This window comes from Companilactobacillus zhongbaensis (assembly GCF_003946515.1).
Classification (GTDB): domain Bacteria; phylum Bacillota; class Bacilli; order Lactobacillales; family Lactobacillaceae; genus Companilactobacillus; species Companilactobacillus zhongbaensis.
On record NZ_RHOM01000046.1, the window covers coordinates 1 to 13,389 of the forward strand.

The following is a 13,389-nucleotide window of genomic DNA, read 5'->3' on the forward strand; positions in this document are numbered from 1 at the left end:
TGAAAAAAAATTTAAACCTTCAAGGTTTATTTGGCTTACTTAAAATCACTAAAATAACAAGACTAAGGCATTAGTTTGGTGGTGAAAACCCTCGTCACTGAACTAATATCTTGTATTCATATTTATGAATCATTGAATTAACAACATTAATATTGACAAGACGTAGAAAAAATGATATTTGTACTCAATTAGGATCTGTGGGGGTGGAGGGAATTCGCCGTCAGCCGCGAAATTTTCGTTTGCACGGCATGGGCCGTGCTTACGAAAAGGGTAAGCTTTGAGATGTCCAAGGCGGTTTCCCTTGGATAGCTCAAAGTTACCCCGCAGCGTTCCACGGCGCAATTCCCGGAACCCCCACAGATCCGGGAACAAACCACCACACAAACAACAACAACCACAAAAATCAAACACAAAACAAAAAATCAAAACCATACAAAAAAAGCCAACAACTGGGTAATTGTCGGCTTTCTTCTAATGAATGGGATAGTTCATTGTTCAATTTGACAAACAAGTATCTGATTCACTAACCGTAGCTTAGCAAACCGTATACCCCTCCTATCAAATTTAACATTACTGTAACATAAAGCAGGAAATTTAAATAGTATCTTGCCCGAAATTTTACCAAAACTTCCCATTATTATTTGCCATGAGCTATATCCTACCATAGCTCATTTCATCTTTTAAAGATTTAGGAGAGAATCAAACATCACCTCCTTTTTTTATTTTCTAAAAATGTTTCTTTTTAACACTTTGAACTCTTTGCTTGTCACTAGGTAAAAACAAAATACCGATCAAGATAAAGAAACTAGAAATCATCATGATTGCGTGCACTATCTAGATACCCTCTGTCTGGTCTCAAGATGGTGGATACTACTCTGTCTCTTTTGAAACCCCACAGTGTCTCTTACGATGAACCGTGGACGATCATTGACTTGATCTAAAACTCTTCCGAGATAGCTTCCAAAAATTCCTAGTGACAAGAAGACAAATCCTACTGAGAATAGCATCAACGTGATACCAACTGTGGCTGCGGTGAACCCGCCAGCAGCAATCAAATAAATTAGATAGATCAGACCACCTACTAATGGCAGAACTGAGAAGAAACTAACTAGTTGCAAAGGTTTCATCGAAAATGACGTGATACCATCTAAGGCTAACTTGATCATTTTTGACAAAGGATACTTCGTCTCTCCAGCAATTCTTTCGTGACGATGATATTCGACACTCGTTTGCTTGAATCCGATCCAAGTAACTTGGCCACGGACGAACGGATCTTGTTCGTGGCGGCGTTGCATTTGAGTGACCGCTTTGCGATTCATCAAGCGGAAATCACCTGTATCCAGTGGCATATCGATCGTAGCTAATTTCTTGAAAGTTCGGTAAAACATTGCGGCCGTTACTTTTTTGAAAAAAGTTTCTCCGTCTCGCTGTTTTCTCTTTCCATAGACGATGTCATAGCCTTCACGCCACTTCTCAATCATCATAGGAATAACTTCCGGTGGATCTTGGAGGTCGGCGTCCATGACGACGACAGCGTCGCCTGAGGTGTATTGTAAACCAGCTGTAATAGCGATTTGATGTCCAAAATTTCGTGAGAACTCGACTAACTTGATGTTGTCGTTGTACTCTAATTCATTTTTGATAATATCGACTGACTTGTCTTTCGAACCGTCGTCTACAAAAATCAATTCATAGTCTTCAGGTTGCTTAGCGACATAGTCTTCGAGAGTATCAATGGTAGTTTTAATACCTGCTTCTTCGTTGAATACAGGTAATACGATTGAGATCGTATCAGTCATGATAAGACTTCCTTTCATTTTCTTAATTGTGTTTTTACCTATTAATAATATTAATCATAAATGCTAGTTAAATCGTAAAGTGTTCCTGATTGACCTGGGCCACCCATCATGCCACCTTGTGACATACCTTCGGTCGATCCATTCGAACCTGGTGCCTTCGATGGTTTAGAACTTGGTTTAGTTCCGGATGGAGCTTGTCCACCTTGGCCACCTGGGGCTTGTCCTTGTCCAGGGCCACCAGCCATATTTCCACCTGGTTGGCCTGGTTGATTAGAATTCTTTGATGACTTAGATGATGAGGTCGAAGTTGCTGCACCCATTGCTGATGATGTCGAACTCTTGAGAGTTACCTTCTTGGCATGTTTCTTGATCCAGCTGACAATCTCAGAATTACCACTACCTGATTTACCACCAGAATAGTAATACTTCAATTGACCAGACTTAACTAACTTCTTGAATTGAGCCAAAGTAATTGCTGGGTCGGTACCATTAAATCCACCCATGGCCATAACGGCTTTTTTAGACTTAATGATGTATGGAGCTGCCGTACTTGCATCGTCAGTTGCGAACAAGTATTTAGCATTTCCTTGATGTTTTTCAACGTACTTCAATAATTCAGAGTTGACTTGGGAATTACCCATGCCACCTCCACCACCCATTCCGGATGATTGGAGTAACGATGGACCAGCACTTGGAATACCATCAGATGATCCGGCAATTGTTGGGGTCAATGACCACCAAGTCGGAGCTACCATGATCAAAATCGAACCGATGATCGGCCAAGTATAAGCGTGACGTGCTTTTTTGGAGATCCATGGTAAGGCATAAAGAATGATTGAGATCAAAGCACCTAAGACGACCATGATCCAAGCCCAAACTGGATAAGTTTCGTATAAGTACCATGCTTGTAATAAACTAGTTCCTAAAATTGCTGTTGGTAACATTAGTGACCAACCGGATTTATGCATCCACTGCTTGATCATCGTGTACAATCCGACACCGCCTAAAGTTGCGATGGCTGGTGCTAACATGATCGTGTAGTAAGGATGGAAGAAACTGGCAACTGAGAAAAAGCCGAATACTGGGACTAACCAAGCTGCCCAGAGCCATAATTCTTTGCGTTGTGGTGTTAATGACCACCAGTGTTTCATCTTTGAGCCTCTATAATAGAAGAAACTAGAGAAGAATCCTAAGATTGCTACGATGAGTAACCAACTGATCTGTGGTCCTAATTCTTGTTGGAAAAGTCTTAGTGGACCTGCGGTACCAATGTTAAAGGCACCACCGCCACCTCCGGCCATTTGCTTGTTACCCTTTTTACTGCTTCCAGGGCCACCAGCTCCAGGACCACCTTGGCCACCGGGTTGACCGTTCTTGCTTGATTTACTACTACTTCCAGGCATTGCTGGAGGTGTATTAGAAGAGCTACTCTTCGATGACTTTTTCGAACCACTTGGTGGTGTGGGTTGGCCTTCAGAAGAGCCCTTCTTATTGTTTCCCATTCCTGGGAATGCTCCACCAGTACCAGTAGTTTGACCGAGCAGTCTTTGTGTTCCGTTATATCCAAAAGCTAATTCTAAAGCTGAATTATTTTCTGATCCACCTTCATAAGGACGATTGTTTGAATTAGTTAAATCGACCGACAAAGGCCAGATCAATGTAAATACTGCTAAAAAGACGGTTGCGACTGCTAGATGACCAACTTTTTTCTTCCAGCTGATCTTGGTAGCAATCCAATAATAGAAATATAATGCCGGTAAGATCATAAATGCTTGAAGCATTTTGACGTTAAAGGCAACACCCATTAGAGCAAAACCGATCCAGAGATATCTTTGCTTAGTACTGAAAACGGCTTTTTGAACGAACCAGATCGACAATAGTAAGAAGAAGATCAAAGTTGCATCCATATTATTAGTTCTTGAATCAGCAACTACGATTGGTGTTAAGGTCATGATCAAGGCTGAAATTCTAGCAGGGATCTTACCAAAACGTTTGTGGACCAAGTTGTAGATCAAGTAAACTGATCCGATCCCGAAGAGGATCGATGGTAGAACAACGCTCCACCCATGGACGCCGAAGATCTTAGCGGATATTGCCATAAACCATAAAGCTACGGGAGGTTTATCAACAGTGATATATCCGGCTGGATCAAAACTGGCATACCAGAAATTCTTGAAATTCTGAGTCATACTCTCGATAGAGGCAGTGTAAAAACTATTTGCCGAACCGGCTTCCCAGATATTCCACGTGTATAGGAATGTGGCTAAGATCAAGATTGCAATCAGCCAATAATCCCATTTAACGTTTTTAATTTTAGCGAAGAAGCCGGTTGGCCTCTTCGTTTGACGCGAATCCTTTAGTTCCATTAATTATTATTCTCCTATCTTTTAAAAGGTAATATTTATCAGGAAACAAATTGCTGTGTAGAGCAACATCGATAAATAAATTGGTGTTGTTTTTCGTAAATGATTTTTCAATTTGTTTCACTCCCTTTTTTAACGCTGAATACAGAATAATTTAAGTAACTTAAATCAAGCTTAAATAATATAAAAATATTCTTAGATTTGATTTTTTTAGAAAAACATTATAATATTCATGGCTATAACTTATAATTAATGCAACGTTAGAAATCAGATAGGAGTGCATATGGACAATAATATTAAAATTTTACTAGTAGAAGACGATGTCGAACTCGCTAATAACATTGAAACTTTTTTAAACGAATTTTCCCAAGTAGATATTGAGAATGACGGACTTTCGGGTAAGTTTGACGCTGTCGAAGGTGTTTATGACTTGATCATCCTGGACTTAATGCTTCCCGGAATGAATGGCTATGATATTTTGAAGAGCATCCGCCAAGAACAAATCACGACACCGGTCTTGATCTTAACGGCCAAGGCTGAACTTGATGACAAACTTCGTGGTTTTGACTTGGGTGCCGATGACTACTTGACGAAGCCTTTCCACCGTGAGGAACTCAAAGTTCGGGTCAAAGCTTTGTTAAAAAGAAGTGGTGCTCTAGCCGACGATTCGATCTTGAAGATCAATGATATTGAGATCAACTTGAACAATCACGAGATCAAAATTGAAGGACAGCCAATCGCCCTCAATTGAAAAGAATATGACCTGCTCGTTTACTTAGTTCAAAACAAAAATACTATCTTGACGAAAGATCAAATTTTTGAACGGATCTGGGGTTTTGATTCGGATACTTCCATTACCGTCGTGGAAGTTTACATGAGTAATTTGCGTAAAAAATTACGTCCTTCAGAAAACGATTATCTAATCAAGACAATCAGAAACGTTGGGTATATTTTCCAAAATGAAGAAAAAGCGAAAAACTAAATTAAGTAAAATCATTCGGAAGCAACAAATTCAGCAGTTCGTCTTGGTGATGGCAACATTTGCTATTTTGTTCATCAGTTTAGGTATGATCGTCTTTCATACTTTTGAAAGTAATACTTATAACGGAATCGACCACGGTATCGACAAGCAAATTAAAGATATCCGCGACTCACCAAAGGTCATTGGCCAACCCCAGATCCACGCACCTGGACAAGATGATAAACAACAACCTGCACAAAATTCTCCACAACCAAAGGCACCCTTCCAAACTTCAATTTTGATTTATAATTCCAAAAAAGAGTTGGTCAATAAATCTGGTTTGGGTAATCGATATTCGGTCTTGAAAAACGTACCAATGCGCAAAAGTGACTTAAATAAAAAGATCAATATCACCATCAACAATATGAATTTCCGAACGGAACTGATTAAAGTTTCCAAGGATAATAACAATGACGCATATGCTGGTAAGTATGTCATGGTCGTCCAAAACTTTGATAATCAAATGGAATCACTCGAAAGCTTCGAACACATCTTGATCGTTTCGTTCGGTATTTTTTGGTTGATCTCGTTAGTACTCTCCTACTTGCTGACAAAAATCACCATGCGTCCGATCATCCGCTCTTGGAAACAACAAAGCGAATTCGTAAATGATGCCGCCCACGAATTACGGACCCCACTAGCTATCATCCAAGGAAAGATGGAATACATGCTGACCAAGCCTAATGACACGATAATTGAACAAGCGGAACCGATTTCCGTCTCACTCGACGAAGTTAATCGCCTGAATTCACTGACCAACAGTCTGTTAGAACTAGCAAGAGCAGATCAGTCGACGACGAAAATGTCATTTCAAATTGTTGAACCAGAAAGCTTTTTGGCTGACCCGATCAAGCCTTTCAAGGACATCGTTGAATCGCAAAAGAAGCACTATTCTTACGACATCAAAGAAAAAGTCAGCCTAAACGTTGACCGTGATAAGATCAAACAACTTTTGATCATCTTGTTAGACAATGCTACTAAATACACGCCTGAAGGTGGAACCATTTCGATTGCCGATAAAGTCGACAACGGCAAGTATTACATCACCGTTTCTGACACCGGTGTCGGGATTTCAGACGAAGATAAACAAAAGATCTTTGGCCGTTTTTATCGTGTTGATAAATCGCGGACCAAAGCAACTGGTGGACATGGTCTAGGCCTTTCCATCGCCAAACAAATCGTCAAAAGTCATCACGGTAAAATTTTCATCGAGGACAATCACCCTCAAGGCAGTAAATTCATCGTTGAATTGCCAATCAAACATAAACGCTAGTCACCGATCTAGACAATATAAAAAATCGCCTATTTACAGGGCGATTTTTTTTATTGCATAAATGAAATTTTTAGTGGTTAACAGCTCCAAATGGTCAAACAATACTTATTATTTTTGAAAGATAATTCTAATAAGAAAGTGCTATCATTTCCCCTGTGAAACATCCCATTTGTAAAGGAGTTAACCCATGAATAAAAAAATACTCATACCCATAATGATGGCCTTCGTCTTAGTCACTATCGGATTTTTTAAGTTGCATCCACCGCAATCGACTGGCGCTGCTGAATCCGCAGATAAGACTGTCCTTAAAATCCAATTGAAGCAAACTCAAAACAATACTCAGACTTATCAAATTGAATATGACTACAAAAACAATAATCCTGTGATTGTTTTGTCATCCCATCAATTCAAGAATATCGATATTCCTTTCTTAGTTGATCAATTTGATAAGGAAAACGTTGGAATTAACGAACAAAATCAACAAATCTTTCTCAACTTAAAAAAATTCAAACAATCAAATGGATCATTTCAACTGAGAAAACTAGGGGAAGATCCCCTCTTATTAAACATCAGAAATGCCAAAAATGAATTGTTGTATCAATCAAAAATTGATTCAGATATGAAAGAACCTTTCCAAGAAGCTACGACTTCTCACGCAGAAATCCAACCAGCTGAAACTAATGTGGCCTATAACAATCTTGAAGCTCCCTCAACCGAAGTCGATAATAATCAGCTCGATGAAGACACTACTGAGGAATCAACAAATACTGACAAAAATATAATTGACGATTCAGCACAACCCGAAATCACAAGAGATCCTGATTGGGATCGTGGGTGGTCTGAGAGGGCTGAACTTCTTGTAGCTCGTGGAATTGAAAAAAAATTACCAACGGGAAGAACTTCGATGCCTGTTCAATATTTTGGTGCATTAAATTATGCACTTACAAATACAGGAGTTTACGATTCCGTAAGAGGACGACCGTTACGTCCGGGGTTAATATTACCCGGTCCCAGTCGTGGAACTGGTAGAAAAAATAACCTAACCGCTGCCAACTCAGCAATTATTACTTACCGACCTGGACATCATTGGAATGAAGCACAAGTTGACGATGATGATGACTATAGATTAAATTACTATTTGAATTATACATTTGGTGATGGTCTGCTATACAGCGATGGTTGGTTTAATGATGCTGAAGATAAGGCTTACCGTGGCTCACAAAGAAATTTTATTACCACAAATCTTTTTGACTACTATCTACCTACAGGAGATATTTCAAAACCTAGAATTTATGGACCAGATTTTGAGGAAAAAGATGTTTGGGGTATCGATGAACACAACGTCCATTATTACATCAAAAACGATAAACTATACAGAGATGGGAACCCCAATAACACATCCTCAAAGAACGTTGTTGAAACAATAAAACAAAGACTTGTTTTTCGACAGGTAATGAAGAATACCATCGTTCAAGTAACAATAACAATGAGATTTGACAATAACAACACTTCAATCATCACAACAGAATTTAAAAATATTGGCACCACTTATATTGATAATTTCCAAGGATACACATTCCGTGATATTACTTTCCTGTATAACCACAAACGTAAGGGTTCCAAACAAGATAATATTATTAGATCATTGGGAAATCATGTTGGAGCATATGCTAGCCGAAATGATAAATTTAATTCTAGAATAGAATTCAAACTCAATGGATATCCAGACTCACCATATGCTTGGTCTGCACGAGGAACGCGTTCAACATTTTACCAGGCATATGACGGAGATCATTTCCCCTGGAATTTTAAAGGACTCAATAATCAATACGACGATGCCTTTACAGATATTTATGATCGGGGTGATCGAGATAGAGAGCCAAGCTTTGGTAAACCGTTCATGGATTTTGCCACTGATTCAGGTATCTCAATGCATACTAAAAACCAGCCACTCTTGCCAAATCAACAAGTAGCAATGACCTACTCGACCAATATTATTCAAAAAGATGAAGTCCCACTTTTGGATTTAACGAATGCTGAAGAAAACAGCAAAGAAAATCCAAAAGTAATACCATATTTATCTAATAATGCTGAAATCACCGGAACTTGGCTCTATGATCGAATGCATGATGTAAATGTGAAATACGTAATTGAAGACGCCGACATAAAACACAAAGATGAAAACGAATTTGCCAAGCACATCATGCAAAATGGTGTTTCGGTGACAAAAGGCTTTCAAAATCAAAGCTTGGCCGATATGCACAATCGGGTAAAACATCCTTGGACAGCAAAGATTCCTTTCAATGAACTAGGTACTGGACTTAGAAAAGTGACTTTCGTAGCTTATGATAAGGAAAATAAATGTTCCAAGTTAAAAACATATTACATTTTAATTCCTGAACAAACTGAAGTTAAAAATTTTGAAATCCAAGTGATGACCCCAGAATCATCAACTGAACCAGGCTTTCCATATGATCCTCGTAAAAATCAGCAACACGTTGACAAGTTGACCATAACTGGATAAAGCACCGACTTGACTCATAACCATCAAATCGAATACCAATTAGATGGTGGCGAGAAGAAACCAGTCGATGTCCATCAACAATTCAAAGATAAAGATATCGTTTTTTTGGGATTGAGAGATTTAGACTTGTCCAATCTGAAAAAAGATATCGGAATCCACCGGATTATCTTCACATTAACTGATAAAGATGGTAAAACGACGACTGATGAATTCTTTTTCAAATACGTCATGAATGCCTCGACTAACAAACCAGAAGGAACATTCAGGATCTTAGCTCCACAAGAGATCGATTTTGGTGTAACTAACATGGCTGATAATTCAACTAGCATTCTTAGACCGAAAATAAGTCAAAATCTAGTGTTTGACGATCAACGTCAACTCGATAAACGTGACGAAACCGTCAAGTTGACTTTGTCTACGCAACCTTTCCATCTGAAAGAAAAGAACACAATAAAAGTAACCAATGATACTATCGATACAGATTTACTGTGGAACAACCGACAACTTCAAAAAGACATCCCCTATTTAATTACTAACGAAGAACAAGCAAATCGTATCGTCCTAAACGACATCTTTTTGCAAAATATTCGCTTAAAAGTGGATAATGACACTCCTGTAAAAACCGGAAAGTTCACTAGTGGATGGCTTTGGACAGCTTCAGATTCACTTTAATAATCAATTAAAAAAGACACTCTCAAATATTTGAAGAGTGTCTTTTTGGTTGGTCTAGCCCGTTTGCTTGTTCAATAAATTAATTCGCTTCAATTAGAAATACAATTTAAACGATCCATCCGATAAAAATCCTTTCATACGGAGTCAACATTAGCTCCACAAAAACGATGCAAGCACTGGACTATACCTCATTAAAAAAATATATTCGTAAAAAAAATACTGTTGTTTCACATACAAAATTAATATTCAAAATTAATCCAGTTCCAAAACCATATCTTATGTTTATTGGAAGTTAATTCTTATACAAAAATGATACCATTGTTTCTTGTGAACTATTTCATTTAAAAAGGAGCTTGTTATGACGGCAATCAAAGTCTTGGATGACAGTTAACGACGCAAACATTTTTTAATCAATAATGAGTGGGAGAAGTACATGAATTCAAAAACAAAAATAATCTTAATTGCTGCAACCTCATTTTTTTCAATCCTCTGCTTATTATTAGCTTTCGGTGATTCAACTACTTCTAAAGCTAACGAAAGCGGCAACGTCGAGCGAAAAATTGAAGATCTCGCAATCGATAAAAAACAAGAACGAACTAAGATAACCGCAAAGTATCAAATAGAGCCCGACAAGCCGGTCTTGATCCTCTACTCTTCTCAAATCAAAAACCTTGATTTGAAAAAGTTAAAAGAAGATCTGGGCGAAAAAAACGTCGGTGTCGATTTAGAAAAAGAACTGATACACCTTTACATGAAGGATCAAATATCAGCGGATGGTCGTGGAACACTGACCTTTGAGACTATTAATCAAAATCAAACGTACTTTGAGATCCGCGATATTGACCATCAAATTATGAAGAGCGAATTTTTGAATCAACCCATCGAGAGCAATACGGAGACCGAAAGTAAACCATTGAACAATGGGTTGGAAACTGGTGAACTTTTGAAAAATCCGAATAGTGTAACTACGGAAACGAGTCCAATTACTGAAAATGATCAACCTAGTACAGAGCCAGATAAAGGGTTTGATGGAAATCATGCTAATGCACCAGGTGAGCAAATAAATGATAATGAGGAAAGCCCTCTTTCAGGATGGGAAGAATCAAAAAAATTAAAAATTTCCCCAGTTCTCATCAAAGATAATCCTGATGGTCCCGATGTTTATCAAGTTATCTACTTTGGCGCTTTAAATTATGCATTGGAAAAAACAGATGTTATTGATTCTGTAGGTGGTCGACCAGTCCACGGAATATTTGTAGCCGCTGGTAATGGCCGTAAAAACAATATTACAGCCGCTAATCATGCCATAATTACCGTCCCTCCTGGCCACGATGTCTATGAAACTCAAGCGGAGGATGTGGATCCAAATGGTAATACTTGGATCACAAACACATTTGGAGATGGACATATAAATATTGGAGACAATTCCGTAACTGAAAAATTCGGCTCCCAACGAAACTTTGTAACAACTAATTTATATGATTACTTCAAGTCCAGCAAAGATTTCAAGTCCCCCTATATGCTTGGACCAGGTAACGAAGACTCTGATGGACCTGATACTATTTCCTTAGTCGAGGAAGAACCGTTTCCACCAAGATTTTATATGAAAAAAAACGCTAATGGAACTAAGTACCCTGCACAAAGAATCGTTTTCCATCAAATGTTTGATAATTATCATATAAAAATCAGCATTACTCAGGGTTTTAATCCTGATGGTTCTCTCTACGTCAGAACGGTTTTTAAGAACGTGGGTACCATGAATATTCCACATTTTACCGGATATACTTTCCGAGATATTACCTTTATGAAAAATCATAATTATGGAGCCATGGAAAAAGATAATATTCTCAGATCTCTAGGTGGAAACCGCGGTGTTTATGCAACGAGAAAAGCATATAACGGTAGTATGGAATTACATATGGACACATTTGATGATGCACCGTTTGCATGGGCAGCTCAAGGAACAAAGTCCAGTTATTTTGCAAGTACTGATGGCCTTCCATTATGGCCAAGAAAAGCAAAGGGATTCCCTTGGAAGAAAAACATTAACGATAATTACGAACGACCATTTTTCAATATTGATGATCTTGCTAATGCCTCGCCAGAGAATGAAAAAGGATTAGGAAAAAAAGCTATTGCTAATAATGACAACAGAAATTGGGATTCAGGAGTTTCGATGCACACAATGGATCAACCTTTAGAAATTGGCGAAAAAGTATCAATGGCGTATGCTATTGATGTCGTTCCCATTAGCAATCATCCAATGATTGAATTACATCAGAAAGGTTCTTTCGAAGATCCGTTAGTCCTACAACCTAATCAAAAGGAATTAAAAATAGATGGTGGTTGGTTCCATTTTGGACACCCCGAGGTTAATCTCAACTACTTAATAAAAGAGTGGGATCCATCGCAACCTGACAAAACATACACAGCTGAAGAAATCTTAGCTGAAAACTTAAGCATGGGAACAAAAAAGCAAACAGCAGCTGAACAAAAAGTGGGAACTAGATTCCCTTGGGATAAAACTATCTCTACTGAAGGATTCGCTCCTGGAAAATACGTAATTGCCGTGGTGGCAGTCGATACTTCCAAGGACAAACTGCAATCTACCGTAAAACAATTAGTATTTGAGATCCCGCGGGTTGCCACCAAAGAACCACAATTAGAAATAACCTCCCCTGCACCACATACTCAAAGCAACATGTTCGAACCAACATCAGATATTTTGAGAATCAAGGGTATTTGGTCAGATATGGATTCCGAATCGATAACTTTAAGTTATTCTTTTGATGACGAAAATCCGAAAAAATTACTCGATCACGAAAAAAACATCCCCGGAAGTGTCATGCCTTGGATCTTGCCCGAGTTTAATATAAAGGACATCAATGACACTAAACCGCACAAAATCACCTTCATGATTGATGATCACGATTCAACAACTGAAGATCCAACAAAGACGTTTTATTTTGCCCGAAAAGATGGCAGTTACCAATTAATTGCACCTCAAGAAATTAAATTTGGAATGCACAATGTCCCGAACGGTAAAACTAAAACGGTCAAGCCTCAATTATTTGGTGACCTGGAAATACGTGATTTTAGAAAAGATAACTCATCACCGATCCGAGTCACATTGAAAACAGCCGAATTCAAATCAAAAAACAATCAAGAACTAGACACGTCAGTAATCTTCGATCAAACTCATTTCCCAGCCGGACAAAAACTTCCTTTCAAAGAAGTCAAAAATATCCCTGGAGAATGGTTGACCGTGACAGATTACACAAAGCAACTTGAAAAAGAACTTAAACTTAAACTCAAGCGCCCTAACGAGACCTCTGATGGCACATTCAAAAGTCATTGGGTCTGGGAAGCTTGCGACTCAATTAGTTAATCAAGTGGATGGAACCGTAGCCTCCTGACACTAATAAAACATCCTCAAATCCGAGGATGTTTTTATTTTGTCTTAAAACAAGAATTAATTTTTCGCAAATTGCAAGAACAAGTTAGCCACCCCGAAAAAATAAAAAAAGCTTAAGATCTATCAGGATCGGAGTGACAGATTATTAGTAGCCGCAGGCCAGGGCGAATGCATCCTGGGGTTTTTTGTATCCTAGTTGTTTCCTTGGTAGTTCATTAAGGTGAGCGTTGATGACAGAGATGGTTTGGGGACTCACAGTATCTAGGGACAGATTCTTTGGAAGTTCACGTCGGATCATTCTGTTATGTACTTCGTTAGTTCC

Annotated in this window: 6 protein-coding genes and 2 pseudogenes; 5 read left to right on the forward strand and 3 right to left on the reverse strand. The window is 38.5% G+C overall.

The genetic code is table 11. The features are described from left to right. Nucleotides 1-830: 830 nt before the first annotated feature. Nucleotides 831-1,799 (reverse strand): glycosyltransferase, encoded by a 969-nt coding sequence (locus EKM69_RS11435; RefSeq protein WP_191988698.1) that lies wholly within the window; start codon nt 1,797-1,799, stop codon nt 831-833. Nucleotides 1,800-1,849: 50 nt separating this feature from the next. Then, nucleotides 1,850-4,165, reverse strand: a complete 2,316-nt coding sequence (locus EKM69_RS11440) for a glycosyltransferase family 39 protein (protein WP_125711206.1) — start codon at nt 4,163-4,165, stop codon at nt 1,850-1,852. A gap of 280 nt (nt 4,166-4,445) precedes the next feature. Between EKM69_RS11440 and EKM69_RS11445 the strand changes: the two are divergent. The 5 genes and pseudogenes from EKM69_RS11445 (at nt 4,446) to EKM69_RS11465 (ending at nt 13,040) form a co-directional block, all read left to right on the forward strand. After that, nucleotides 4,446-5,144 (forward strand): annotated as a pseudogene (locus tag EKM69_RS11445) (response regulator transcription factor). Next, nucleotides 5,122-6,456 (forward strand): sensor histidine kinase, encoded by a 1,335-nt coding sequence (locus EKM69_RS11450; protein ID WP_125711208.1) that lies wholly within the window; start codon nt 5,122-5,124, stop codon nt 6,454-6,456. Before EKM69_RS11445 ends, EKM69_RS11450 begins: the two are co-directional and overlap by 23 nt. Nucleotides 6,457-6,643: 187 nt before the next feature. Then, nucleotides 6,644-8,980 carry a hypothetical protein gene (locus tag EKM69_RS11455; RefSeq protein WP_125711210.1) on the forward strand — a complete coding sequence of 779 codons (2,337 nt, stop codon included), beginning with the start codon at nt 6,644-6,646 and terminating at the stop codon, nt 8,978-8,980. A gap of 9 nt (nt 8,981-8,989) precedes the next feature. Continuing rightward, entirely contained in the window at nt 8,990-9,652 is a 663-nt protein-coding gene (locus EKM69_RS11460) for a hypothetical protein (RefSeq protein ID WP_125711212.1), read from the forward strand. Nucleotides 9,653-10,085: 433 nt separating this feature from the next. Further along, nucleotides 10,086-13,040, forward strand: a complete 2,955-nt coding sequence (locus tag EKM69_RS11465; protein ID WP_125711214.1) for a hypothetical protein — start codon at nt 10,086-10,088, stop codon at nt 13,038-13,040. 172 nt (nt 13,041-13,212) lie between these two features. Here the strand turns inward: EKM69_RS11465 and EKM69_RS12700 are convergent. Continuing rightward, nucleotides 13,213-13,389 (reverse strand): annotated as a pseudogene (locus EKM69_RS12700) (IS30 family transposase); the annotation flags it as partial.

What these genes read in the sequence shown, in the direction of transcription:
- EKM69_RS11435 (WP_191988698.1), bottom strand. Translation starts at nt 1,799, where the DNA reads ATGACTGATACGATCTCAATCGTATTACCTGTATTCAACGAAGAAGCA.
- EKM69_RS11440 (WP_125711206.1), bottom strand. Translation starts at nt 4,165, where the DNA reads ATGGAACTAAAGGATTCGCGTCAAACGAAGAGGCCAACCGGCTTCTTC.
- EKM69_RS11450 (WP_125711208.1), top strand. Translation starts at nt 5,122, where the DNA reads ATGAAGAAAAAGCGAAAAACTAAATTAAGTAAAATCATTCGGAAGCAA.
- EKM69_RS11455 (WP_125711210.1), top strand. Translation starts at nt 6,644, where the DNA reads ATGAATAAAAAAATACTCATACCCATAATGATGGCCTTCGTCTTAGTC.
- EKM69_RS11465 (WP_125711214.1), top strand. Translation starts at nt 10,086, where the DNA reads ATGAATTCAAAAACAAAAATAATCTTAATTGCTGCAACCTCATTTTTT.